The organism is Arthrobacter sp. TE26545, from assembly GCF_056279005.1.
In genome coordinates this window covers 2,818,442-2,843,339 of record NZ_JBWBQM010000001.1, presented here as the reverse complement: position 1 = coordinate 2,843,339, position 24,898 = coordinate 2,818,442, and the positions used below count along the sequence as shown (strand labels likewise).

Here is a 24,898-nt window from a genome sequence, read left to right as displayed (position 1 = left end):
TCCTCCTCAGTACTTCGGCTTGATGAGGCGGCTGAGCCAGAAGGCCCCGAGACTCAGCATGACGGCTGCGACGGCGAGCATCAGGTATCCGGGCACGGTGGACGTAAACGTGTGCGCGTACACCGGGTTGATGAAAAGCAGGGCGATGAACATCACGATCGGAAGGGCGATGAGGACGATCGCCGACACCCGGCCTTCTGCGCTCAGTGCGCGGACTTGGCGGCGGATACGGTTGCGGTCCCGGATGGTTTCACCCACATGGTCCAGGACTTCTGCCAGGTCCCCGCCAACCTCGCGGTGGATCTCGATGGCCTGGGCAATCCAACCGAAGTCCTCATTGCGGGTCCGCGTCACCACTTCGTTCATTGAGTCGCGGAGGTCCCTGCCGATCCGGGTCTCGTTGACGATCCGGCTCAGCTCCTCGGACATGGGTTGCTCGCTCTCCTTGGCCGCTGCATCGACAGCGCGGAGGAGGCTGTGTCCGGCGCGCATGCCGCCCGTCAGCATCTGAAGGGTGTCGGGGACCTGTTCATCAAACTTTGCCTCCCGCCTGGAGGTGAGCAAGCTGAGCAGGGCAACCAGGCCCACTACTGCGACGACGGCCAGGAGGATCGCAAAGAACGGACCTGCAAGCGCGAAGCCCGTGACGGCCGCGAGTACCACGACCACCCCTGCCGTGAGTACGTAGTCGGCAGGCTGCCTCTTCAATCCGGCGGCATCGAGCCTCGCCCGTGACAGGAACCCTCCCGAGCGAGGCTGGATCCGGTTTTCGATCGCCCCCAGCGCGGAGTTGGTCATCGTCGTCAGGACTGAGTCCCTGTGGGGCATGTCCGGACGGCGGCGCTGCAGATCGATTGTCCGCCGGGATTTCAAAACAACCCAGAAGACAAGGAACAAGGCCAAGTACACTAGCGCCAGGCCCGCCGGCAGGAGGAACACGGGAAGCGATGGAATGTTCATCGCCGGACTCCTTGTCCAAGGGCACCGAACACCGCCGGCGAGATCGGGATTCCCAACTCTGCGAAGCGGTCGGTGAACCGGGGACGCACGCCAGTGGGCATCGGCCTGCCGAGGAACCTGCCGTTGGCATCGACACCTGCCGAATAGTCGAACACAAAGGCATCTTGAAGGGTCACAATATCGCCCTCCATGCCCTGAACCTCGGTCAGGTGGGTGACACGGCGGGTGCCGTCGCGCAGGCGAGTGATGTGCACGATGAGGTTCACCGCGGAGGCGACCTGCTCCCGAATGGCGCGCAGCGGGAGGTCCATGCCCGCCATCAGCACCAGGGTTTCCAGGCGGGCGATGGCATCGCGCGGAGAGTTGGCGTGAACGGTGGAAATCGAACCGTCATGGCCGGTGTTCATAGCCTGGAGCATGTCCAATGACTCCCCGCCGCGGACCTCGCCAACCACGATGCGGTCGGGACGCATACGCAGGGAGTTCCGAACCAGGTCGCGGATGGTGACTTCCCCGCGTCCTTCAATGTTGGCTGGGCGGCTCTCCAGGCGCACCACATGTTCCTGCTGCAGCTGGAGTTCGACCGCATCCTCGATGGTGACGATCCGGTCTTCCGCAGGGATGAAGGAGGAGAGGACATTCAGCAAGGTGGTCTTGCCGGTGCCTGTACCACCGGAAACGATGATGTTCATCCGGGCCAGGACACAGGCCCGCAGCAGCTCTGCCATTTCCGGAGTCAGGCTGCCAAACTCGATCAGCTTGTTGACAGTCAGAGCCTCCCGACCGAACTTGCGGATGGTGAGGGAGGGGCCGTTGACCGCCAAAGGCGGGATGATGGCGTTCACACGGGAGCCGTCGGCAAGGCGGGCATCCACCAAGGGCGACGACTCGTCAATGCGGCGGCCGACCCTGGAGACGATCCGTTCGATAACCTTCCGGAGGGCGTCGTCCGAGGTGAACTTTGCCTCCGTCTTGTAGATCCGGCCGTACCGCTCGACGTAGATGCTGTCGAAGCGGTTGACCATCACTTCAGTGACTTCGGGATCGTTGAGGAACCGTTGGATCGGGCCGTGCCCCAGGACGTCATCGATGATTTCGGAAGTCAGTCGATGACGTTCGGCGGCCGTGAGGGGGACCTGCTCGGCGTCGACGACTAGCTTCAGCTCGTCGCGGACGTACTGGTGCAGTTCCGCCTCGTCCAAGGTGGAGTCCGTCAGACGCGATCCCATGCGCTCGTACAGCGCAGCGCTGGCGCGTTCCTTGAGGCTTCCCAGTGCGCCGCTGGCGAGGATGGTTGATTGCGTACCCTCGTCGCCTTGTGAACTCGCCAGGTCTTCCGAAGCACGGACTTCCTGGAAACGGCTCAGTGTGGGTGTCTCGGCCTCTGGTGCCGGGTTTTCCGAAACGGCGGCGGCGCCGCCTGAAGGTTCTTCTCCATAGAGGCTTTCAAGCCTACGTGAGAGGTTCACCGGACTACCGCCCTTCTGTGAAGTTGCTTGTGTGTTCGTTCATCCCAATTGGGCTTGAAGCGCTCCACGAGGGAACGCAGCCCTTTGGCTGCCGGATCCCGCCGGCCGTCCTGCAGCAACGGGACGCCCTTGTTCGTGGAGAACGGCAGGGTCTTCGAGCGCGGAATGGCAACGTCCACCGGAACTCCGATGGTCGCCTCCACGTCGGTGAGGCCCAGGCCGCTCCGAGGATCGGCCATGTTTAGCACCACGTGCCGGTGCTGTGGCAGGAGCCGGAGTTCGTCTAGGATGTGCAAGCCCGTCCGCAGGCCGCGGATGCTGGGAATGTCCATGCCGCAGACCCACACTGCGTCCGTCGCATTTTCCAGGGCCGCCAGGACGTGCTCGCCAAGGCCGGGGGCCGTGTCGATGACAACGTACTGGAACTCGTGCCTTAGCTGTCCCAAGAGGTGGCTGACATGCTCGGCCTTGATGCGGTCCATCTCCACCGGGTTGCGGGGAGCGCAGAGCGCGTAGATGCTCGCCGGGTGGACGCTCAAGTAGGTCTTGAGCACCATGGAGTCCTGGCTCGCAGGCCCGAGGACGGCATCGGTGATGGTGTGGTCCGGCTCCAGGAGCAGACCACTTGCAACGTCCCCGAATTGCAGGTCCAGGTCGACGATGACGACGCCCATGGGAGCAAGCGTGCCGAGCCCCACAGCGAGGTTCGTGGCCACCGTGGTTTTACCGACGCCGCCCTTGGGCGACATCACCGCGATGACACGTCCGCCCGAGGCCTGGTCTGGAGACTCGATGGCACTGGGGGCAAGCCCCCGACGCCGGCCTGCCGCCGCAAGGCTGGCACGTTCGACCATGACGCGGATTCCGTCCGCCTCGGCCGCCGGGGACAGGATGTCCCTGACGCCGGCGCGCATGGCTGCCAAGACCAATTCCGGGGTCTGCTCGGCCGCGAGTACCACGCTGATTTCCGGGAACTGCAAGTCGAGCAGGGAAGCGTGCTTGAGGGACTCAGTGACGTTCAGGCCCGGGCCGAGGATGAGGACTTCCGGTGGCTCGCCCAGGAGCTGGTTGAGGATGTCCTGCGGGCCTTCCGGAAGGTAGTCCGCCTGGAACCACTGCAGGCTGCCGCTCATGCCGGCTGTGGCGGCGCGGACCCTGCGTTCGAAGTCGGTGTCCGGTGTGATCAATATGAAGCGGCTCATCGGAATACCTTGCCGAGAGTCATCACGCCGGAGTTGCCTTGGGTGGCGTCGCCGGGCTCCTTGGTAAGGTAGACCTTCCCGAACTCAGCCGCGAAGACGATCTTCTCAACGTCGGGAGCAGGGCGGGCCAGGGTTACCAGGTAGGTGCCCTGCGTGGAGGAGTTCTTGTTCGCGTTGAGCGAGCCGCCGCTGGCCGTCTGGGTTGTCTGCTCAGTGGCAGGATCAGCGATGCTGCCGCTGCCATCCTGGACCGCGGTGACAAGCACCTTGTGGAGCGACAACTGGGTCATGTCCGGGAGCGAATCGTCCTTTGGCTTGAAGGACAGCAGAACTCCCACCGTGTCCCCTGCCTGGAGATTGCCGCCGATAACGCGTTCGATGTCGAGCTTGACGGTGACTTCCTGGAGCCCGGTCGGGACTTCCACCCTGCCTCGTCCGAGTTGTGAGCCCGGATCCACCATGCGGGAAGCGAGCACTTGTTCGCCGGGCATGAATTCGATGGATGAGACCTTGCTTCCCAGATCGTCGAGATTCTTGACGCTGTCTGCCGCAATGGCTGACCGTGGGATGGATTTCTTGACCACGCTGTCGCCGAATTTGGCGACGGTGGTGCCGGCGGGAATTTCCCGCTGCACGATGTAGACCTCTTCGGTCTCCGTGTTGGCCAAGGCGCGCTTGTCGGCGCCCTGGACGTAGAACACGAGCATCACTGTCCCAATGATGGCTACGACAAGCGCAGCGATGCCTCCCAGTAGGCGTGTTTTCACTTTCTTCTCCTGTCGATGCGCGGAGGGGTGGAACCGGTCCGCTATTTGATGAGTGTCACGATGACGGTGCCGAGATTTTGCCCAGACCCGGCGCCACCGCCTGCGGCGGCATCGATGGTGACGTACTTGACGAATTGGCCGATGATGCAGCGGTCGTTTCCTCCGGAACATGCAAGGTTGGAGTTGCCGGTGGCTGCTGTGGTATTGCGGTATTCGAAGGGACTGCCATTGCCGAACTTCCACCCGAGGATCTTGAAGGTGGCGTATCCGATGATGTGGTAGAGAGCCCCGTTGCCTGTGCCGGTTGTGGTGTCGAAGACCGGGAAGGTCACCTCGACAACCTGTCCTGCTGCCATGGTGTTGATCCAGCCCTGCAGGATGGTGGCGCATTGGGAAGGCTTGTCATTGCCCGGATCGGTTCCGACGACGTTGCCCGTGGAGGTGACCGCGTAGCAGTCTCCGTCGGGGTCACTCAGCCAGCCCCAGCCGCCCGGAACAACCTGTCCCGACGGATTGGTGCAGGTGGTGCCCGGCTTCCAAGAGATCTTCTGCTTGGAACCTGTAGCTACGGCGCCGGTGAGGTCAAAGCACTTGTTGGAGAAGGCGAGCGGGAACGCTCCGCCTGCGCCGGGAAAGCTCAGACCGGCGACGGCCGTGGCACCCACGGTTGCCGGAGCGACGTTCAAGGCGCTGGCGAACATCTTGTGCAGGAAGCCGGCGCCGCTCTTGCCGTCCAGGGTGGAGGTCTTGACGGTGACTTGGTTGGCCACGCTGAGGTCCACCGACTTGACCGTGGAGGCGTTGTCCCGTGCATTCGAATTGGCAAGGGCAGCGGCCGCGGCGTTCGCCTGCGCCTGGGTACACCCGCCACCCGAGGCGCAAATCTGCGCGACGGCGATAGCACCCGCGTCGGCGCCGTTCTGCAGTTCGGCACGTTCGGCGTAGATCTGACCGACATCCACGGCCATCGCACCCGCACCAATCAGGACGAGCACCATGACCGCAACCATGGCGCCGGCCGCGCCGCGTTCATTACTTGGTTTCTTGGACCCATGCATCAGCCGCCGCATCGCATGGCCCCCTTTCCGGAGACGTTGAGCGAAGGGACAAAGAACCCTGTGAGGGTCGGCGAGCTGTAGGTGACGGTCGCCGTGACGGTGGCTCCCGAACTGCAGGCACCGGAAAGGCTGACATTTCCAGGGGACAGGTTGATGCTCGGAGCTCCCGCGACGCCGGCAGCCTTGGCCTTGCCGGAGTCGTTTGTCACGGCCATCGTCCGCGCGGCTTCACGCGCAGCCTGGGTAACTGAAATTTGGAGGTTGAAGAAATAGGCGAATTCCACGATGGCGACAATAATCAGCAGGAGAATCGGTGCGACTAGCGCCAATTCCACTGCAACGGCCCCGCGTTCTCCTTTTTGCCTGTTTTTGCTGCGAGTCATTTTATCCCCCAGTGGATTAGGCAGCTTCAAGGGTTAATGCGCACTTGTTTGAGAAATGGCTGTGCCGCGTCCGCGTAGGCGGACGCGGCACATGCCTTGGCGCTTTGGATTGCTTGCGTGCTTACCAGCCGTTGACGACGCCGGCGAGACCGTTGAAGAAGTTGTTCAGTGCCCCACCGAAGGCACCGACACCGGCCACGATGATCAGGGCGATGAGACCGACCAGCAGGCCGTATTCAGTCGCCGTCGCGCCCTTTTCGGAGGTGAGTCGATCCTTGAGGCCGGCGATGTAAGAGACCACAGAAAGCATGAGAGATGACATTGGAAAATCCTTCCCAGATAAGGCGAATATTTTTTGGCCGAATTCCGGGCCGCCCCCATATCCAGCGGTTCGGATTTCGATATCAAAAGAATTCACCCGGGGGGTGGAAGGTGGCAAGACATGGCTGTACTCGACTTTTATCGGGTCACCTTGACGGTTTTTCCTCGAGTACTCAGTTTCTATTCCGAGTACTACTTGGAAGCGGCCATGAGCCGTTCGTCAAGTACGCAGCTCCGCACGCCCTGCGCTAGGGGAGGAGTAGCAGCGTGCCGATGGCCGCGGCGAACATGGGCGGGCCGTGAGGGGTCTCTTTGGGCGTATTTCCGCGCCCGAGTCGTAACAGCAGCACCGTCAACAAGCCGCCCAACACAAACCCCAGCAGCCCCCCGTAGAACACCTGTTTCCAACCCAAGTAGCCCAAGTACACGCCAAGGGGTGCTGCGAGCTTCACATCGCCCATTCCGATGCCCCTCGGGGAAATTAATCCGAGAATCAGGTACCCCGCGAAGAGCACGGCTCCGCCGGCGGCCCCCCGGAGCAGCCCGCCCCAGTCTGAGCTGAGCGCTGCGGAGGCCGCGAAGAGGGCCAATCCTGCCACGAGCAGTCCCAGAACCAGGGGATTTGGAAGCAAATGCAAGGCGATATCGACCCGTGAAAGTTGCACCGCCAGCACCGCCAGGAGGAGAAAAGCCGGCAATTCGGGAGAAATGCCAAAACGCCATGCAAACAGGACGAACAGAAGGGCCGTGATTGCCGCCGTCGTAAGCCTCGCCCGAAGGGGCGGCATGCCGCCGAGCCGCGGCAGCCATGCCTTGATGGCCAGGTCTGCCAGCAGGCTCAAGCCGGCGCCTGCAACACCCGCAAGGACAAGCAGTACAGGGGCGTAGGTCACCGACACCTCCTCGGACAGCGGCGGACAGTTCCCCTCATTCTGAACCCGCAGGACCGCTGAAGCCCTCATTTTGACCCTGCAAGTCTCTTGGCGCTATTGTTGATAGTCGTTGTGCGTGTCCTTTCTCGATGACACATGCCCGCTTGGGGATCCAGTTGCAGGATCACAAACCCGGGGAGGCATTTCGAGGCCTTGGGATGACTGGTTACATAGAGCCCTCACCTCTGTTCCGGTAGCGCATACCTAGTAGGTCCACGCTTGGGCGTGTGGCCTAAAACATGAACGCCAGAACAAGAACGAGGCAAAACCGTGCGTACGTACACCCCGAAGCCCGGCGATATCAACCGCCAGTGGCACGTCATTGACGCCACCGATGTTGTCCTTGGTCGTCTTGCCAGCCAGACCGCAACACTGCTGCGCGGAAAGCACAAGCCGACCTTTGCGTCCCACATGGACATGGGCGACTTCGTCATCATCATCAACGCCGAGAAGGTCGCACTGACCGGCGCCAAGCTGGAGCAGAAGCGCGCTTACCGCCACTCCGGCTACCCGGGCGGCCTGACCTCCGTCAACTACGCGGAACTGCTCGAGTCCAACCCGGTTCGCGCCGTGGAAAAGGCCGTCAAGGGCATGCTCCCCAAGAACTCCCTCGCCGCTCAGCAGCTGAGCAAGCTCAAGGTCTACCGTGGCGCTGAGCACCCGCACGCTGCCCAGCAGCCGAAGACTTTCGAAATCACCCAGGTCGCCCAGTAGTCCTGGCCACCAAACAACTTTTAATACAAGGAGAATCGTGGCTCAGAACGAAGAACTGACCACCGAAGCCGTTGAGGCTGAGGAACTGACCAGCTACACCTCTGAAAGCGCACCGGCTGACGCCGCGCCGAAGAAGGAGCGCCCCGCACTGACCGTTGCCGGCGCAGCAGTTGGCCGCCGCAAGGAAGCCGTTGCACGCGTCCGCGTTGTGCCGGGCTCCGGCAAGTGGACCATCAACGGCCGCGAACTGGCCAACTACTTCCCGAACAAGCTGCACCAGCAGGAAGTCAACGAGCCCTTCAAGATCCTCGAACTTGAAGGCGCCTACGACGTCATCGCCCGCATCCACGGCGGTGGCCCCTCCGGCCAGGCCGGTGCCCTGCGCCTCGGTGTTGCCCGTTCGCTGAACGAGATCGACGTCGAGAACAACCGCCCGACCCTCAAGAAGGCTGGCTTCCTGACTCGTGACGCCCGCGTCATCGAGCGTAAGAAGGCCGGTCTCAAGAAGGCACGTCGCGCCCCGCAGTACTCCAAGCGCTAAATTTGCGCCTACCCAAAGGCCCGGTCGCAGAGCGACCGGGCCTTTGGGCTCCCTCGGCGCAATTCAGCGCTCGGCTCCACAAGCGCTAAATCCGCTTATCCGGCCTGGCCGGAGCCTGGAAGCCCGTTCCGCCGTTTCGGCGGGGCGGGCTTCCGCCGTTAACGCTGCTGCCGGCAGCGCGCTTCATGCGCGGGTCGAAGCCGGGGGAGGCCCGTCCGTCGATTAGACTGAGTCCCGATGTCTAGATTATTTGGAACAGATGGCGTGCGCGGTCTCGCGAACGGAGCCCTCACCGCCGAGCTGGCGTTGCAGCTCGCCCAGGCCGCCGCCGTCGTACTTGGCCATGACCGCACCCCTGACGGAAAGCGGCCGCGCGCCGTCGTCGCCCGTGACCCGCGGGCGAGCGGCGAGTTCATCGCCGCGTCCGTCGAAGCTGGCCTCGCCAGCTCCGGAATCGACGTGTTCGACGCCGGCGTGCTGCCCACCCCGGCGGCTGCCTACCTGGTGGCGGACCTCGACGCCGATTTCGGCGTCATGATTTCCGCCTCCCACAACCCGGCGCCGGACAACGGGATCAAGTTCTTCGCCCGTGGCGGGCAGAAGCTGCCCGACGACGTCGAGAACGCCATTGAGGCCCAGCTCGGCAAGGAACCCTCCCGCCCGCTGGGCGGCGACGTCGGACGCATCCAGCGGTTCTCCGACGCCGAAGACCGCTACATCGTCCACCTGCTCACCACATTGCCGCACCGCCTCGATGGCCTGCGCGTGGTCCTCGACTGCGCCCACGGCGCCGCGAGCGGCTGCTCCCCGCAGGTGTTCAAGGATGCCGGCGCGGACGTCATCGTCATCGGCGCTGAACCCGACGGCCTGAACATCAATGACGGCGTGGGCTCCACCCACCTGGGCCCGCTGAAGGAAGCCGTGCTGAAGTACGGTGCCGATCTCGGCGTTGCCCACGACGGCGACGCCGACCGCTGCCTTGCTGTGGACCACGAGGGCAACGAGGTGGACGGCGACCAGATCATGGCGATCCTCGCCCTGGCCCTCAAGGAAGCCGGAAAGCTCAAGGACGACGTCCTCGTGGCCACCGTCATGAGCAACCTGGGCCTCAAGATCGCCCTGCGCAAGGCCGGTATCTCGATCCGCGAAACCGCAGTCGGGGACCGCTACGTGCTGGAGGAAATGCGCGCAGGCGGCTACAGCCTGGGCGGCGAGCAGTCCGGACACGTGATCTTCTCGGACTACGCCACTACAGGCGACGGCGTGCTGACCGGCCTCCAGCTTGCAGCCCAGGTGGCGCGCACCGGACGTTCCTTGAAGGAGCTCGCCGCTAGCATGGCCAAGCTCCCGCAGCTGATGATCAACGTGAAGGGCGTGGACAAGTCCCGCGCTGCCACGGACGAGGGCGTGGCCGCAGCCGTGGCCGCAGCCGAACTCGAACTCGGCGACACGGGCCGCGTCCTGCTGCGCCCCTCCGGCACGGAAGCACTGGTCCGCGTAATGGTGGAGGCCGCCGACATGGAAACCGCGCGGCGGATCTGCACCGAACTCGCCGGCGTCGTGGAAGACCGCCTCGGGATTCCCCGCGAACTCCCGGTCTGATAGCCCCGGTAAAACAATTACGGCTGTGGCCCGCCTCCTTTGGAGGCGGGCCACAGTTGTTTTGTCCGGGCTATTTGTTGGCCAGGCTGTCCCGGATTTCGGTGAGCAGCGCGATCTGCGGATCGGCAGCTTCCTCTTCCTGTGTGATGCCCAGTTTTGCGTTGCGGCGCTCGATCAGATGGTTCATGGGTGCAACAACGATGAAGTAGATCGCGCCCGCCACGAGCACGAAATTGATAATGGCAGCAATGACGCTGCCGTAGGCAAAGCCTTCCCAGGTCATCCCGGCAAGGTCCTTGGCGTTGAAAAGACGGGCAATCAGTGGGGTCAGGAGACCCTTGACGATCGCATCGACCACCGCGTTGAAGGCGGCGCCGATGACGACGGCTACGGCAAAGTCGATGACGTTGCCCTGAATGACAAACTTCTTGAATCCGCTCAACATGGCTCCAAAATAGCGCACGACATGCGATGGATCCGGGAGGTCAGCGGTAGGCCGGTGCCGCCTCCAGGCCGAAGTACTCCTCCACGGAGGCGATGCCCCGTTTGGCCATGTCACCGGCCGCTTCGGGTCCCAGGTACCGCAGATGCCAGGGTTCGTAGTAGTAGCCGGTGGTTTCGTGGAGCATCCAGGGGTAGCGGACCACGAAGCCGTACTTGAACGCGTTGGCCTTGACCCAAACAGCCGCCGGCTGCTCCGCGAAGCAGGGCTGGAAGCTGCAGGCCCCGCCGCCGTCGCCGATGTCGAAGGCCCAGCCGGTCTGGTGTTCCGAGAACCCGGGGCGGGCCGAGGCGGTGTCCGCCGACGCCCTGCCGCGGGCGGCGACGTAGCCGTTGTACGTGGCCGTCTGGCTCTGGAAGGAACGGTAACCCGAGGCCAGGGTCAAGGTGACGCCGTCGGCAGCAGCGGCCGCGAAGAGCTTCCCGGCGGCGGCCGCCGTCGTGCTGTTGAGCAGTGCGGACTCGCCGCTTGTGGCGAGCTGCACGGCGGGCCGGACCAGGTCCGGCGGGACGAATTGCAGCGGCGTGAGCGGGCGGTGCTTGTTGACCACCACCCAGGGGCTGCGCGGATCAGTGAGCGAATGCTGTCTCGGGAGGGACGCCGACGGCGGCAGCGGGGCTTTGCGGGGTGAAGCGAGCGGCTGCTTGGTGGCCGCGGCGCTCGGGCTGGCTGACGCCGTCGGGCTGCCTGTTGCGCTCGGGCTGGCTGACGCCGTCGGGCTGCCTGTCGCGGCGGCGGTGCTGTTGGCTTCTTCCGGGGTGCAGGCGGTGAGCGCGGCAATCCCGAGGCCCGCGGCGAGCAGCGCCGTGAACGTCCTGCGGTCCGGCGCATTGTTATGGCACATGCGTGCTAGACCTTTCGCAGGAGCATCCTGCGGATGGTGTGGTCGGCGTCCTTGGTGAGGACCAGTTGGGCGCGGCCGCGGGTCGGCAGGACGTTCTCTTCGAGGTTCGGCTCGTTGATGCGCTTCCAGATGCCCCGGGCCGTCGCTTCGGCCTCGGCGTCGGACAGCGTGGCGTAGCGGTGGAAGTAGGATTCCGGCTGCGCGAAGGCGGTGCCGCGCAGCTTCCTGAACCGGTCCACGTACCACTCCTCGATATAGGAGGTCTTGGCATCCACGTAGATGGAGAAATCGAAGAAGTCGCTCAAGGCCAGGCCCTGCCGGCCGTCGTGGCGGGGACGCGCCGGCGCCAGGACGTTCAGGCCTTCGACGATGAGCACATCCGGGCGGCGGACCACCACTTCCTTGTCCGGCACGATGTCGTAGGTGACGTGCGAATACCACGGGGCCCGGACTTCCTCGGCGCCGCCCTTGATCTCGCTCACGAAGCGAAGCAGAGCCCGGCGGTCGTAGGACTCCGGGAAACCCTTGCGTTCGAGCAGGTGCCGGCGCTTCAGCTCGGCGAGCGGGTAAAGGAAGCCGTCGGTGGTGATGAGTTCGACGTTCGGGGTGCCCGGCCAGCGGCGCAGCATCTCGCGCAGCACACGGGCGATGGTGGATTTCCCGACGGCGACCGAACCGGCCACGCCGATCACGAAGGGCGTGCGCTGGGTCTTTTCGCCCAGGAAGGTAGTGGTGGCCGCGTGCAGCTGGTGGGATGCCTCCACATAGAGGTGCAGGAGCCGCGACAAGGGCAGGTAGACCTCGCGCACTTCCTTCATGTCGAGAGGGTCGCCGAGGCCCCGCAGCCGGATGATGTCCTCCTCATTGAGAGGCTGCTCCATCTGCGCGGCCAGTCGGGACCAGGTCTGCCTGTCCAGCTCCACGAAAGGCGAGGAAGTGTCGCCGTTCGCCTCGTTGCGTTGCAAAGTCACCTAATTGATTCTGCCCCTCCCGGACTCCAACACGAAATGCGGACCGTGCAATGCCGGTAAGGAAAGGGGGATGAACAAGGGACGGCCCGGCACCCCGCTTCGAGGGTGAAGCGGGGCCCCGGCCGTGCCCTGCTACGTGGCGTCGTGGTCGGTTTCGAGGACCTGGACCAGGTACTCGAGGGCCTGGTCAGCGCCGTCGCCTTCGGCCCGCAACACCACCACGTCGCCCTGCGCGGCGCCAAGAGTCATGAGCGAAAGGATGCTGGCGGCGTCGAGCGCGTCATCGGCGGAAGCGCCTTGCATGGCGATGGTGACTTCCACGGGCTGCTCGCCCGCGGCTTCGGCGAACAGGGCCGCGGGACGGGCGTGCAGTCCGGAGCGGCTGGCGATGGTGGCTGTGCGTTCGGGCATGGGTGTCTCCTTGGTGGTTGGTCGGAATGGTCTAGAGGCCGAGCTCTTCGAGCACGGGAAGTTTGGCGCGGACCCAGTCGCGCGCCTCGGTAGCGCCGGGCGCCGACAGGGCGAGCTGTGCCAACTCCTGCGCTTGCTCCAGGGTGACGGTCTTGAGGACCGTGCCCACCGCGGCCAGCGAGCGGGCCGTCATCGAGAGCGTGGAGACGCCCAGCCCGGCAAGTACGACGGCGAGGGCCGGGTCCGCGGCCGCCTCGCCGCAGACGCCCACGGGTTTGGCGCTGCCGCCCCGCTGGGACGCTTCCAGGGCGGCGCCTTCGACGGTGAGCTGCACGAGCCGGAGCACGGCGGGTTGCCAAGGGGTATTGAGCTCGGCGAGCGGGCCGAGCTGGCGGTCCGCAGCCATGGCGTACTGGGTGAGGTCGTTGGTGCCGAGCGAGGCGAAGCCGACGTCGCGCAGCACCGTGGCCGCCGTCAACGCCGCGGAGGGAACCTCCACCATGACGCCGGGGGTCTGCAATCCTGCCGCGTCGCAGAGGGAGGCGAACCGTGCGGCTTCCGCGGCCGTGGAGATCATGGGCGCCATGACCCACACGTCGGCTTCCGATTCGGAAGCTGCCCGTGCGATGGCCTCAAGCCTGGCGTTCCAGGACGCCCGGAGTGGTGAAGTCCGTCCGGTACCCGCGGACGCCGAGGGCAGGGTTGGGTTCGGTGGCATCGGTGAGGAAGGGCAGCGGCTTGTCTGCACCGGCGTCGAGGGTGCGCAGGACCACCTTCCTGCCGGGAAAGGCGTCAAACACGGCCTTGTATGCGGCGGCCTGCTCGTCCACGGACGGCTCGGTGTCACGTTCCAGGAAACAGAATTCGGTGCGGAACAGGCCCACCCCCTGGGCGCCGAGGGCGGCAGCTGCCACGGCATCTTTGGCACCGCCCACGTTGGCGAGGAGTGGCACCAGGTGCCCGTCCGCCGTCGTGCCGTTTCCGTCGAAGGAGGCCAGCGTCGCGGAGGTTTCCGCCCACGCAGTGGCGGCGGAACGCTGCTCCTCGGACGGCGAACGGCGACAAACCCGGCAGCGCCGTCCACATAGACCTCGGAGCCGTCGGCCACTTCGTCCACGCCGTGTGCGGCAACCACCGCGGGCAGGCCCAGGGAGCGGGCGATGATGGCGGTGTGGGACTGCGGACCGCCGCCGGAGGTCACCAGCGCGAGGATCTTGGCGGGGTCCAGGGTGGCGGTATCGGCCGGGGCGAGGTCCTCGGCCACCAGGATGAAAGGCGTCTCCGAGGAAGGGATGCCGGGCGCCGGGACGCCGCGCAGCTCGGCGACGATACGGGCGCGCACATCCAGCACATCGGTGGCGCGTTCGGCCATGTACCCGCCAAGATTGTGCAGCATTTCCGCTACGGACGCCGCGGCCTCCCAGATGGCGCGTTCCGCCGAGGTGCCCGCGTTGATGAGCTTGGCGGCTGTCTTCAGCAGCATGGTGTCCCTGGCCATCAGGGCAGTGGCTTCCAGGACGGCCTTTCCGTCGCCGGATGCGGTCTCCGCGCGGGCCTTGAGGCCGTCGTGCACGGCTTGCGCCGCGGTCTTCAGTCCTGCGACCGCGGCTTCCGCGCTGATGGCCGGGTCCAGGCGCTCGCCCGACGGTGGTTCGGCCACCGCTTTGGGCATCCGGCGGACGGGGCCGACAATGCGGCCCGGGCTGACTCCTACCCCTTGGAAATTCTGCACTGAATCCTCTGCTTCTGTTTGTACGTCCGGAGCCTGCGGCAGCGGCACCGCGGATCCGGGAAAATTGTTTGTGAGCCACTTCATATAGCGGCGCTATAGATGCTAGGGTAGCGGCTATGAGTTTCGATGACCAGCTTCCGCCCAAAGTCCGGCTGCTCCGCGCGGCGGCCGAATTGCTGGCGAATTCAGAAGGGTCAGCGGTCTCAACGCGCCAGATCACCAAGCTGGCCGGGGTCACGGCACCCACGCTCTACCACCACTTCGGCGACAAAGAAGGCTTGTTCGACGCTGTTGTGTCAGCCGGCTTTGAAGAGTACGTGGCAGGGGAGCGCGACTTTGCGCCCTCCGGGGAACCCCTGGAGGACATCCGGCGGATGTGGGACAAGCACGTAGCGTTCGGACTTGCCCAGCCCCATCTGTACTTGGTGATGTTCGGCAACATCAGGCCGGAGAGCCGCCCGGCAGTCGTGGCTGACGCCGAGGGGCTCTTGGAAGAAATGCTGAACAAGGCCGCGATCGCCGGCCAGATCAACGTGCCGCCCCGCGAAGCGGCACGAAGCATCCTCGCGGCCAACGTGGGTGTCACGCTCATGCTCATCTCCGAACCGGCGGAAGACCGGAACCTCGAGCTCTCAACGATGACCCGGGATTCCATGATTTCCGCCGTCTCCACGGAAACCGCCCGTGGCGCCGCAGCGGAGGACACCGGTAAGTCCTCCGTCGTTGTTGCGGCCATCGCCCTGAATGCGGCACTGCAGGCCTCGCATTCGGACCAACTGTCCAGCTCTGAACTGAAGCTCTTCCTTGAGTGGCTTCACCGCATTTCCGGCAGCTCCTAAGGGCTGCCCTCTGCATCGACTAGCCCGCACCGTAGCGGGATACCGTTAGGAATTAACATGGCAACAGAGACCGTTGCAAAGCCCCGGACCACTCTGCGCGTTCGCGTCCAAAAGTTCGGAACATTCCTGTCCGGCATGATCATGCCCAACATCGGCGCCTTTATCGCGTGGGGCATCATTACGGCCCTGTTCATCGAGAAGGGCTGGCTTCCCGTGCCTGCGCTCGGCGGCTTCGGTACCAACGCCGAGGGAGTTGCCAACGTGGGCCTGGTCGGTCCCATGATCAAGTACCTCCTCCCGCTGCTCATCGGATACACGGGCGGCAAGATCGTCTATGACGTCCGTGGCGGCGTCGTGGGCGCCATCGCCACCATGGGCGTCATCGTCGGCGCTGGCATCCCGATGTTCATCGGCGCCATGATCATGGGCCCGCTGGGCGGCTGGTCCATCAAGAAGCTCGACTCCCTCTGGGACGGCAAGATCCGCCCCGGCTTCGAAATGCTGGTGAACAACTTCTCCGCCGGCATTTGGGGCGCATTGCTGGCCCTGCTCGGCTTCTATGGCATCTCACCGCTGGTCACCTGGTTCAGCCAGGGCGCCGGAAACGTAGTCCAGTTCCTGGTCCACAACAACTTGCTGCCGCTGACCAGCATCTTCATCGAGCCGGCCAAGGTCCTCTTCCTCAACAACGCCATCAACCACGGCGTGCTCACCCCGCTGGGCATCCAGCAGTCCCTGGAGCAGGGCAAGTCCATCCTGTTCCTGCTCGAAGCCAACCCCGGCCCGGGCCTGGGCGTCCTGCTTGCCTACATGTTCTTCGGCCGCGGGGCTGCCAAGGCTTCTGCTCCCGGCGCTGCGATCATCCACTTCCTGGGCGGTATCCACGAGATCTACTTCCCGTATGTGCTGATGAAGCCGATCCTGATCCTCGCCACCATCGGCGGCGGCATGACCGGCATCGCAACGCTCGCCCTCACCAACTCCGGCCTGGTTGCACCGTCCGCTCCGGGCTCGATCTTCGCGGTCCTCTTCCAGACCTCCCGTGACAGCTACTTCGGCGTGATCCTCGCCGTGGTGCTCGCGGCGACGGTTTCCTTCCTGATTGCCTCCCTCATCCTGCGCACGTCGAAGGACAAGGGCGAGGACGACCTCGCAGCGGCCACGTCCCGCATGGAAGCCATGAAGGGCAAGAAGAGCTCCGTCTCCTCGGCCCTGGCCGGCGGCGGCGCCAGCGACCGCACCGACGTGGCCGTCCTGACCCGGCCCGTGCAGAACATTGTGTTTGCTTGCGACGCCGGCATGGGTTCCAGCGCCATGGGAGCTTCGGTGCTGCGCAACAAGATCAAGGCCGCCGGCTTCCCGGACGTGAAGGTCACCAATTCGGCCATCGCCAACCTGAGCGACACCTACGACGTCGTGGTCACCCATGAAGACCTCACCGAGCGCGCCCAGCCGAGGACGAGCAGCGCCGTGCACTACTCGGTGGACAACTTCATGAACAGCCCCAAGTACGACGAGATCGTCGAACTGGTGAAGACCAGCAACACGGAAGGCCCCGCGGCCGCCCACCCGGACGGCGCCATCGAGGCCCAGGTGGCCACGGCGCAAGGTGCGCACGCCGCTGAGCCGGCTGCCGCCGTCGGGGGCAAAGGCGTACTGCTTGCCGAGAGCGTGGTCCTGAACGGCACCGCGCGCGACCGCGACGCCGCCATCGACGAAGCCGGGAAGCTCCTGCTGGAACGCGGCGCCGTGGACACCACGTACGTCCGGGCCATGCACGAACGCGAGGAATCCGTGTCCACCTACATGGGCAGTTTCCTGGCAATCCCACACGGCACCAACGACGCCAAGGAGCACATCAAGCACTCGGCGGTGTCAATCATCCGCTACCCCGAGGGCATCGACTGGGCCGGCAAGCAAGTGAAGTTCGTGGTCGGCGTGGCCGGCCTCAACAATGAGCACCTCCACATCCTCGCCTCCATCGCCAAGATCTTCACCAACAAGGCGCAGGTGGCCCAGTTGGAGGAAGCCACCACGGTTGAGGAAATCCTGGAACTGTTCGGAAAGGTCAACGCATAGTGAAGGCAGTCCATTTCGGGGCAGGCAACATCGGGCGCGGATTCGTGGGGCTGCTGCTGCACGAGGCCGGTTACGAGGTGGTGTTCGCGGATGTCGCGGACGCACTGATCAGCCAGCTCGCAGCCGCGGACAGCTACGAGGTGCACGAGGTGGGCGAGAACCCGGCGGCCAAGACCGTCGACGGGTTCCGTGCGCTCAACTCGGGTACGCAGGAAGCCGCCGTTGTCGAGGAAATCTCGACGGCGGATGTGGTCACCACGGCGGTCGGCCCGCACATCCTGAAGTTCGTGGCGCCGGTGATCGCCCGCGGGCTTGCCGCCCGGAAGGCCTCACTGCCGCCGTTGCAGGTGATGGCGTGCGAGAACGCCATCAACGCCACCGACCTCCTCCGGGAGGAGGTGCGGGCGGCTTGGGACGACTCCGCAGGTGAGCTGGACGCCGTCGCTGTCTTCGCCAACACTGCGGTGGACCGCATCGTTCCCAACCAGGCGCCGGGACAGGGGTTGGACGTCACGGTGGAGACGTTCCACGAATGGGTCATCGACCGTACGCCGTTCGGTGTCAACGCGCCCGTGATCCCCGGGGCGACGTTCGTGGACGAGCTGGGGCCGTACATCGAGCGGAAGTTGTTCACAGTGAACACCGGGCACGCCTCGGCGGCGTACTTCGGATACGCGGCAGGCTTGGAGAAGATTTCCGATGCCATGGCCGATCCGGCCGTGGCCGCGAAGGTCCGGGCCGTCCTTGACGAAACCAAGGCATTGTTGGTGGCCAAGCACGGTTTCGCCGAAGCCGAGCAGGAAGCGTACGTGCAGAAGATCCTGTCCCGCTTCACCAACCCGCACTTGCCGGACACGGTGGTCCGCGTGGGCCGGGCGCCCTTGCGGAAGCTCAGCCGGCATGAACGTTTCGTCGGACCTGCCGCGGAACTCGCCGAGCGCGGGGTGACGCCCGTTGCCCTGCTCGGGGCGATGTCGGCGGCCCTGCGTTTCGACGACGGCGCGGACCAAGAAGCAATGGAACTGGCCGAATCCCTGGCTAGGCTGGACGATGCCGAGGCCACGGAGAAGATCACAGGCATCGGGGTAGGGCATCCGCTGTACAGCGAGTTGCTCCGCCTCGTCGCCGAACGCAAGGCAGAGCTTTAGGCTCCCGCGTTTTTTGCGGCAGCAAGGATGCGGCCCTCCCCGAAACGGACGGGGCGGGCCGCATTGTTGCGCCGAAACGGCGCCCTTATTGCGCGGCGTCGTCGGGCGATTGCGTCACATTCGCCCGACATCCCACCTCCGTTGTCCCCGAGAACAGTTAGGCTTATGCCCATGTGTGGAATCGTTGGTTATGTTGGTAATTCGTCCCGTCCGGCCGGTGCCGGGCACGGAGCCCTGGACGTCGTCCTCGAAGGCCTGCGCCGCTTGGAGTACCGGGGCTACGACTCGGCAGGCGTTGCAGTAGTCGCCGACGGCGCCATTTCCTCCCGTAAGAAGGCGGGAAAGCTTGCAAACCTCCTTGGCGAACTCGAGGCCAAGCCGCTGCCTGAATCCCTGACCGGCATCGGACACACCCGCTGGGCAACCCACGGTGGTCCCACCGACGGAAACGCCCACCCGCACCTGGCCGACGGCGGACGCCTGGCCGTGATCCACAACGGCATCATCGAAAACTTTGCAGAGCTGAAGCAGGAACTCCTGGCCAAGGGCGTCGAGTTCAAGTCCGAAACGGACACCGAGGTCGCCGCAGCCCTGCTGGGCGACATCTTCCGCAACCAGCTCGGCGGCGATTCCTCCAAGGGATCCCTGACCGAAGCCATGCAGCTTGCCTGCCAGCGCCTCGAAGGCGCCTTCACCCTCCTGGCCGTGCACGCCGAGCAGCCCGGCGTCGTCGTCGCAGCACGCCGCAACTCCCCGCTCGTGGTGGGCCTCGGCGAGGGCGAAAACTTCCTCGGCTCCGACGTCTCGGGCTTCATCGACTACACCCGCCGTGCCGTCGAACTGGGCCAGGACCAGATCGTCACCATCACCGCCGACACCGTGGAGATCACCGACTTCTTTGGTGCCCCCGCAGAAGGCAAGGAATACAACGTCGACTGGGATCCGGCATCTGCCGAAAAGGGCGGCTTCCCCTCCTTTATGGAGAAGGAAATCAATGACCAGCCGGACGCCGTCGCGCAGACCCTGCTGGGCCGTTCCGACCTCAACGGCAAGCTGACCCTCGACGAACTCCGCATCGATCCGGAGCTCCTCAAGCAGGTCGACAAGATCATCGTCCTCGCCTGCGGCACGGCAGCCTACGCAGGCATGGTGGCAAAGTACGCCATCGAGAACTGGTGCCGCATTCCCACCGAGGTGGAGTTGGCCCACGAGTTCCGCTACCGTGACCCGATCGTCGACGCGAACACCCTGGTGGTTTCCATCAGCCAGTCGGGCGAAACCATGGACACCCTCATGGCCGTCCGTTACGCCCGCGAACAGGGCGCCAAGACGATCTCCATCTGCAACACCAACGGCTCCACCATTCCGCGTGAATCCGACGCCGTGCTCTACACGCACGCCGGCCCGGAAATCGCCGTGGCTTCCACGAAGGCTTTCCTGGCGCAGATCACTGCGGCCTACCTGCTCGGCCTGTACTTGGCCCAGCTGCGCGGCAACATCTTCACCGGCCAGATCAAGGACGTCCTTGCTGACCTGTCCAAGATCCCGGCCAAGATCCAGAAGATCCTGGACAACTCCGGACCCCTGCGTGAGCTCGCCCGCAGCATGAAGGACGAAAAGTCCGTGCTGTTCCTGGGCCGCCACGTCGGTTTCCCGGTGGCACTCGAGGGTGCGCTGAAGCTCAAGGAAATCGCCTACATCCATGCTGAAGGCTTCGCCGCCGGTGAGCTCAAGCACGGTCCGATCGCCCTGATCGACGAAGGCCAGCCGGTCTTCGTGGTGGTTCCGTCCCCGCGCGGCCGCGACTCCCTGCACTCCAAGGTGGTCAGCAACATCCAGGAAGTCCGCGCCCGCGGCGCCCGGACCCTGGTTATTGCCGAAGAAGGCGACGAGGCAGTCCGCGACTACGCCGAGTTCGTCTTCTACGTCCCGGAGACCCCCACGCTGCTCATGCCGCTGCTGACCACGGTCCCGCTGCAGATCTTCGCCGCGGAGCTCGCCGGGGCCAAGGGCTACGACGTGGACCAGCCGCGCAACCTCGCCAAGAGCGTCACCGTAGAATAAGCCGCATGATTGTTGGCATCGGCGTAGACGTCGTAGACATCGAACGATTCGAACGGCAGCTGGAACGGACACCGGGGCTGCGGGACCGCCTTTTCGTGCCCGCCGAGCGGGAGCTCCATGTCCGGTCCCTGGCCGCGCGCTTTGCGGCCAAGGAGGCTGTGGCGAAGGTCCTCGGAGCCCCCGCAGGTATGAACTGGCAGGACTGCTGGATCGGCCTGGACGAAAACGGCCCCACCATCAAGGTCCAGGGCACCGTCCTGGCGGTGGCCGACGCCAAGGGGGTCAAGCGCTGGCACCTGTCCATAAGCCACGACGGCGGGATCGCCACGGCCATGGTCGTTGCCGAAGGCTGACAACAACACACCTCGATGATCAGCGCCTTCACCGGAACACAGGTCAGGGAAGCGGAACAACCGCTCCTGGACTCCGGTGAGGGCGCTGTTCTCATGCAGCGGGCCGCCCACGGTTTGGCGGCCGCCGTCGTCCGCGAACTGCAGAGCCGCGGACGCCGGATCTACGGCTCCTCGGTGACCGTGCTGGCGGGCAAGGGCAACAACGGCGGGGACGGACTGTTCGCCGGGGCGAAACTCGCCGCGCGCGGCATGCGCACGACGGCGGTGCTCACCGCGGATAGCGCACATCCCGCGGCGCTGGCCGCCTTCCTCGCGGCGGGCGGCCGCGCCCTCCGGCTCGCGGCGGACAATGTGGAGGACCTTGCTGTGCTGGCGGCCGGCGACGACGTCATCATCGACTCGGTACTGGGCACCGGTGCCCGCGGCGGCCTGCGCGGAGCCGCGGCCGAGCTCGTGTCCCTGCTCCAGGAACTCAAGCCTGCCCTGGTGGTGGCCTGCGACATCCCGAGCGGGGTGGATGCCGACACCGGCGAAGTGCACTGGCCCGTGCTGCCGGCCGACGTGACGGTGAGCTTCGGCGGGATCAAGGCCGGCCTGCTGGTCGATCCGGGCGAGGGCTGCTCCGGGCGGGCCGAACTGGTACGGATCGGGATCGAAGACCGGCTGCCGGACCCTTCGCTCCGCCGCTTCGGTGCCGCGGAACTTGCCTCACTCCTGCCGGCACCCGGGCGCCGGGACCACAAATACAGCAGGGGGGTGCTCGGTGTGGTCGCCGGTTCGGAACGCTATCCAGGAGCCGCGGTGCTCTGTGTGGAAAGTGCCTCCGTGTCCGGGGCGGGGATGGTGCGCTACCTTGGGCCCGAAAGCGTGGCCAGGCAGGTGCTGGCGCGCACGCCCGAAGCGATCGTGGAGTCGGACAGCCCGGGCCGCGTCCAGGCCTGGCTGCTGGGCCCCGGACTGGCCGAAGATTCCCCAGAGGGCGCCGACAGCCGCCAGTTGCGGCGGGCCAGGGACACACTGGAGGCTGCCCTCGCAGCCGGCCAGCCCGCCGTCGTCGACGCCGGGGCGCTCGGGCTGCTGCCGGCGCGCTGCCCCGCCAACTGGATCCTCACTCCGCACGCCGGTGAACTGGCCGGGTTCCTTTCGCAGCGCGAAACCGTCAGCGGAGAAACCTCCGTGACGAGGGACGACGTCGAGTCCCGGCCGCTGCATTTTGCCCGCCTGGCCGCCGCGGACAGCGGTGCCACCGTGCTCCTCAAGGGCGCCACGACCCTGGTGGCATCGCCGTCGGGCACGGTGTTCAGCCAGTCGGAAGGCACACCGTGGCTGGCAACAGCCGGCAGCGGGGACGTGCTGGCCGGGCTGCTCGCTTCGCTGTCCGCGCAATATGCCGAAGCAGCCATGGACGACGACGGGCCTTTCGCGGCCCTCGGAATCTCCCGGGAGGACCGCTGGGCCGCGGTGGCGGCTGTGGCTGCGAGCCTGCACGGCCGCGCGGGCAGCCGGGCCTCGGGCGGCGGGCCCCTGACGGCCCGGGCGGTCCTGGCGGAGCTGCCGGGGGTGCTGGGCGGCCTGCGTAACGATAGCCCCGGATGAGGCGATTGGGTTACAGGGGGCGGGCGCGGCCGTAATGTGGGCGTGGTAGCTTGGCACATTGCCGCAACCGCGCCGTTAGCGGGCGGCAGACGCTTGTCCGCTACGCAGAGGAGAACCCTATGGAAGTATGGCCCGGAACGGCTTATCCCTTGGGCGCGAGCTTCGACGGGAGCGGCACCAACTTCGCGCTCTTCAGCGAAAACGCGGAGAAGGTGGAACTGTGCCTGATCGGCGACGACGGCTCGGAAGTGCGCGTCGACGTCAACGAAGTGGACGGGTACGTGTGGCACTGCTACCTGCCGCAGGTCCAGCCGGGCCAGAAATACGGTTACCGGGTGCACGGCCCCTACGACCCCCCGGCCGGGCACCGCTTCAATCCCAACAAGCTTCTCCTGGACCCCTACGCCAAGGCGGTCCACCGCCAGATCGACTGGGATCCTGCACTGTTCTCCTACAACATGGGAGACCCCGACTCCCGGAACGACGCCGATTCGGCAGCGCACATGATGCTCGGCGTCGTCATCAACCCCTTCTTCGACTGGGCCGGCGACCAGTTGCTGCGGATCCCGTACCACAAGTCCGTCATCTACGAAGCGCACGTCAAGGGGCTGACCCAGCTGCACCCCGAGGTTCCCGAAGAGCAGCGGGGCACCTATGCCGGCGTCGCGCATCCCGCGGTGATCGCCCACCTGAAGAAGCTCGGCGTTACCGCGATCGAGCTCATGCCCGTGCACCAGTTCACCAACGACGGCATCCTCCAGGACCGGGGGCTGAACAACTACTGGGGTTACAACACCATCGGCTTCTTCGCCCCGCACAACGGCTACAGCTCCAAGGGCGACACCGGCCAGCAGGTCCAGGACTTCAAGGCGATGGTGCGTTCCCTGCACGATGCCGGCATCGAAGTGATCCTGGACGTGGTCTACAACCACACCGCCGAAGGGAACCACCTGGGGCCCACGCTTTCCTTCAAGGGCATCGACAATTCCGCGTACTACCGGCTGGTCGAAGGCGACCTGAAGCACTACATGGACTACACCGGCACTGGAAACTCCCTGAACGTCCGCAGCCCGCATTCCCTGCAGCTGCTGATGGACTCGCTGCGGTACTGGGTGACCGAGATGCACGTGGACGGTTTCCGCTTCGACCTTGCTTCGACCCTGGCGCGGGAGTTTTACGACGTCGACAAGCTGTCGTCCTTCTTTGAACTCATCCAGCAGGATCCTGTGGTGTCACAGGTCAAGTTGATCGCAGAACCCTGGGACGTCGGGCCCGGCGGCTACCAGGTGGGCAACTTCCCCCCGCAATGGACCGAATGGAACGGCAAGTACCGCGACACCGTGCGTGACTTCTGGCGCGGCGAACCCTCAACCCTTGGCGAGTTCGCGTCGCGGCTGACCGGTTCGGCCGATCTTTACGAGCACTCCGGGCGCAGGCCCGTGGCCTCCATCAACTTCGTGACCGCGCACGACGGCTTCACCCTGGCCGATCTGGTCTCCTACAACGAGAAGCACAACGAGGCCAACGGAGAAGGCAACAACGACGGCGAATCGCACAACAGGTCGTGGAACTGCGGCGCCGAGGGCCCCACCGAGGACCCGAAGGTCCTCGCCCTCAGGGCCCGGCAGCAGCGCAACTTCATCGCTTCCCTGCTGTTGTCCCAGGGTGTGCCCATGCTGGCGCACGGCGATGAGCTCGGCCGGACCCAGCAGGGCAACAACAACGCCTACTGCCAGGACTCCGAGCTGACCTGGATCAACTGGGACAGCGTGGACCAACCGCTCGTGGAATTCACGGCCGCGGTGAGCGCCTTGCGCGCAAAGCACCCCACCTTCCGGCGCAGCCGCTTTTTCGACGGCCGCCCGGCGCTCCGCGGGGAGGGCGAACGCCTGCCGGACATCGTCTGGCTCGACGTCGACGGAAGCACCATGACGCCGTCGGACTGGGATAGCGGCTTCGGCCGCTCGGTGGGGGTGTTCCTTAACGGCGACGGCATCCGGGGCCGGGACAACCAGGGCCGGCGCATCACGGATGTGAACTTCCTCCTGTACTTCAACGCCCACGACGACGAAGTCGGCTTCCGGGTGCCCTCCGATGAGTACGCGCCCAAGTGGGACGTGATCATCGATACGGCCGGCGGCCACGCCGACGCCGAACCTGTCGAGGCGGAATCGCTGCTCGCCGTGGGGGCCAAGGCCCTGGTGGTCCTGCGGGCCCACAGCACGCCGGAAAGCGAACCGGACCATTCAGTGGCCGCCTCCCTCGCTGCGCTCTCCCAGACCACCACCTCGGAGACGGCTTCCCTGACCTCACCGTCGACGCCGCAGCTGCGCTCCACCGCGGAACCGGCACCGGAAAAACCCGCACCGGAACGCAAGCCCCCGAGGAAGAACTCCACGAAAGGGTAATC

The 24,898-nt window shown here is 65.4% G+C and carries 22 protein-coding genes and 1 pseudogene; 10 read left to right on the top strand and 13 right to left on the bottom strand.

Features of this window, described 5'->3' with window-relative positions:
* Positions 1 to 6: 6 nt before the first annotated feature.
* The 8 genes from ACZ9CK_RS12805 to ACZ9CK_RS12770 all read right to left on the bottom strand — a co-directional run bounded on the left by ACZ9CK_RS12805 (position 7) and on the right by ACZ9CK_RS12770 (position 7,053).
* On the bottom strand, positions 7 to 960 hold the full coding sequence (locus tag ACZ9CK_RS12805; protein ID WP_476050129.1) for a type II secretion system F family protein: 954 nt from the start codon (positions 958 to 960) through the stop codon (positions 7 to 9).
* The gene (locus ACZ9CK_RS12800) at positions 957 to 2,429 is read right to left on the bottom strand and encodes a CpaF family protein (protein ID WP_476050128.1); all 1,473 of its coding nucleotides are present in this window, start codon (positions 2,427 to 2,429) and stop codon (positions 957 to 959) included. The genes ACZ9CK_RS12805 and ACZ9CK_RS12800 overlap by 4 nt, the downstream gene beginning before the upstream one ends.
* Positions 2,426 to 3,631, bottom strand: a complete 1,206-nt coding sequence (locus ACZ9CK_RS12795; protein ID WP_476050127.1) for a CpaE/TadZ family protein — start codon at positions 3,629 to 3,631, stop codon at positions 2,426 to 2,428. Before ACZ9CK_RS12795 ends, ACZ9CK_RS12800 begins: the two co-directional genes overlap by 4 nt.
* Positions 3,628 to 4,398, bottom strand: a complete 771-nt coding sequence (gene cpaB / locus ACZ9CK_RS12790; RefSeq protein WP_476050126.1) for a Flp pilus assembly protein CpaB — start codon at positions 4,396 to 4,398, stop codon at positions 3,628 to 3,630. Before cpaB ends, ACZ9CK_RS12795 begins: the two co-directional genes overlap by 4 nt.
* A 41-nt stretch (positions 4,399 to 4,439) precedes the next feature.
* Positions 4,440 to 5,468: a TadE/TadG family type IV pilus assembly protein gene (locus tag ACZ9CK_RS12785; protein ID WP_476050125.1), complete on the bottom strand. Its 1,029-nt coding sequence runs from the start codon at positions 5,466 to 5,468 to the stop codon at positions 4,440 to 4,442.
* On the bottom strand, positions 5,456 to 5,869 hold the full coding sequence (locus tag ACZ9CK_RS12780) for a TadE/TadG family type IV pilus assembly protein (RefSeq protein ID WP_476050124.1): 414 nt from the start codon (positions 5,867 to 5,869) through the stop codon (positions 5,456 to 5,458). The genes ACZ9CK_RS12785 and ACZ9CK_RS12780 overlap by 13 nt, the downstream gene beginning before the upstream one ends.
* A 91-nt stretch (positions 5,870 to 5,960) precedes the next feature.
* Positions 5,961 to 6,161: a Flp family type IVb pilin gene (locus ACZ9CK_RS12775; protein ID WP_476050123.1), complete on the bottom strand. Its 201-nt coding sequence runs from the start codon at positions 6,159 to 6,161 to the stop codon at positions 5,961 to 5,963.
* A gap of 247 nt (positions 6,162 to 6,408) precedes the next feature.
* Positions 6,409 to 7,053 carry a prepilin peptidase gene (locus ACZ9CK_RS12770; protein WP_476050122.1) on the bottom strand — a complete coding sequence of 215 codons (645 nt, stop codon included), beginning with the start codon at positions 7,051 to 7,053 and terminating at the stop codon, positions 6,409 to 6,411.
* Between the two features lie 309 nt (positions 7,054 to 7,362).
* Between ACZ9CK_RS12770 and rplM the strand changes: the two genes are divergently transcribed.
* From rplM to glmM, 3 genes are all read left to right on the top strand, one after another.
* Positions 7,363 to 7,806, top strand: coding sequence for a 50S ribosomal protein L13 (rplM, locus tag ACZ9CK_RS12765; protein ID WP_074587749.1), 444 nt, complete (start codon positions 7,363 to 7,365; stop codon positions 7,804 to 7,806).
* A gap of 37 nt (positions 7,807 to 7,843) precedes the next feature.
* On the top strand, positions 7,844 to 8,347 hold the full coding sequence (rpsI, locus tag ACZ9CK_RS12760) for a 30S ribosomal protein S9 (RefSeq protein ID WP_426299027.1): 504 nt from the start codon (positions 7,844 to 7,846) through the stop codon (positions 8,345 to 8,347).
* 237 nt (positions 8,348 to 8,584) lie between these two features.
* Positions 8,585 to 9,949 carry a phosphoglucosamine mutase gene (gene glmM / locus ACZ9CK_RS12755; protein WP_426299025.1) on the top strand — a complete coding sequence of 455 codons (1,365 nt, stop codon included), beginning with the start codon at positions 8,585 to 8,587 and terminating at the stop codon, positions 9,947 to 9,949.
* A 70-nt stretch (positions 9,950 to 10,019) separates the two neighbouring features.
* Here glmM and mscL read toward each other — a convergent pair whose 3' ends face one another.
* The 5 genes and pseudogenes from mscL to ptsP form a co-directional block, all read right to left on the bottom strand.
* Complete coding sequence (mscL, locus tag ACZ9CK_RS12750; RefSeq protein ID WP_426299023.1) at positions 10,020 to 10,394, bottom strand: large conductance mechanosensitive channel protein MscL; 375 nt, start codon at positions 10,392 to 10,394, stop codon at positions 10,020 to 10,022.
* 40 nt (positions 10,395 to 10,434) lie between these two features.
* On the bottom strand, positions 10,435 to 11,295 hold the full coding sequence (locus tag ACZ9CK_RS12745) for a M15 family metallopeptidase (protein WP_476050121.1): 861 nt from the start codon (positions 11,293 to 11,295) through the stop codon (positions 10,435 to 10,437).
* A gap of 5 nt (positions 11,296 to 11,300) precedes the next feature.
* A complete protein-coding gene (gene coaA, locus ACZ9CK_RS12740) occupies positions 11,301 to 12,266 on the bottom strand; it encodes a type I pantothenate kinase (protein WP_426299019.1) in 966 nt (321 codons plus the stop codon).
* A gap of 132 nt (positions 12,267 to 12,398) precedes the next feature.
* Positions 12,399 to 12,677 carry an HPr family phosphocarrier protein gene (locus ACZ9CK_RS12735; RefSeq protein ID WP_426299017.1) on the bottom strand — a complete coding sequence of 93 codons (279 nt, stop codon included), beginning with the start codon at positions 12,675 to 12,677 and terminating at the stop codon, positions 12,399 to 12,401.
* 31 nt (positions 12,678 to 12,708) lie between these two features.
* Positions 12,709 to 14,409, bottom strand: a pseudogene (gene ptsP, locus ACZ9CK_RS12730) (phosphoenolpyruvate--protein phosphotransferase).
* A gap of 116 nt (positions 14,410 to 14,525) precedes the next feature.
* Between ptsP and ACZ9CK_RS12725 the strand changes: the two are divergent.
* From ACZ9CK_RS12725 to glgX, 7 genes are all read left to right on the top strand, one after another.
* Complete coding sequence (locus ACZ9CK_RS12725; RefSeq protein WP_426299013.1) at positions 14,526 to 15,248, top strand: TetR/AcrR family transcriptional regulator; 723 nt, start codon at positions 14,526 to 14,528, stop codon at positions 15,246 to 15,248.
* A gap of 57 nt (positions 15,249 to 15,305) precedes the next feature.
* Positions 15,306 to 17,327, top strand: coding sequence for a PTS mannitol transporter subunit IICBA (locus ACZ9CK_RS12720; RefSeq protein ID WP_426299011.1), 2,022 nt, complete (start codon positions 15,306 to 15,308; stop codon positions 17,325 to 17,327).
* Entirely contained in the window at positions 17,327 to 18,475 is a 1,149-nt protein-coding gene (locus tag ACZ9CK_RS12715) for a mannitol-1-phosphate 5-dehydrogenase (RefSeq protein WP_476050120.1), read from the top strand. The genes ACZ9CK_RS12720 and ACZ9CK_RS12715 overlap by 1 nt, the downstream gene beginning before the upstream one ends.
* Before the next feature lie 171 nt (positions 18,476 to 18,646).
* Positions 18,647 to 20,539, top strand: coding sequence for a glutamine--fructose-6-phosphate transaminase (isomerizing) (gene glmS, locus ACZ9CK_RS12710; protein WP_476050119.1), 1,893 nt, complete (start codon positions 18,647 to 18,649; stop codon positions 20,537 to 20,539).
* A gap of 5 nt (positions 20,540 to 20,544) precedes the next feature.
* On the top strand, positions 20,545 to 20,892 hold the full coding sequence (locus ACZ9CK_RS12705; RefSeq protein WP_426299005.1) for a holo-ACP synthase: 348 nt from the start codon (positions 20,545 to 20,547) through the stop codon (positions 20,890 to 20,892).
* Between the two features lie 15 nt (positions 20,893 to 20,907).
* Positions 20,908 to 22,488 (top strand): NAD(P)H-hydrate epimerase, encoded by a 1,581-nt coding sequence (locus tag ACZ9CK_RS12700; RefSeq protein WP_476050118.1) that lies wholly within the window; start codon positions 20,908 to 20,910, stop codon positions 22,486 to 22,488.
* A 119-nt stretch (positions 22,489 to 22,607) separates the two neighbouring features.
* Entirely contained in the window at positions 22,608 to 24,896 is a 2,289-nt protein-coding gene (gene glgX / locus ACZ9CK_RS12695) for a glycogen debranching protein GlgX (RefSeq protein WP_426299001.1), read from the top strand.
* Positions 24,897 to 24,898: the final 2 nt, after the last annotated feature.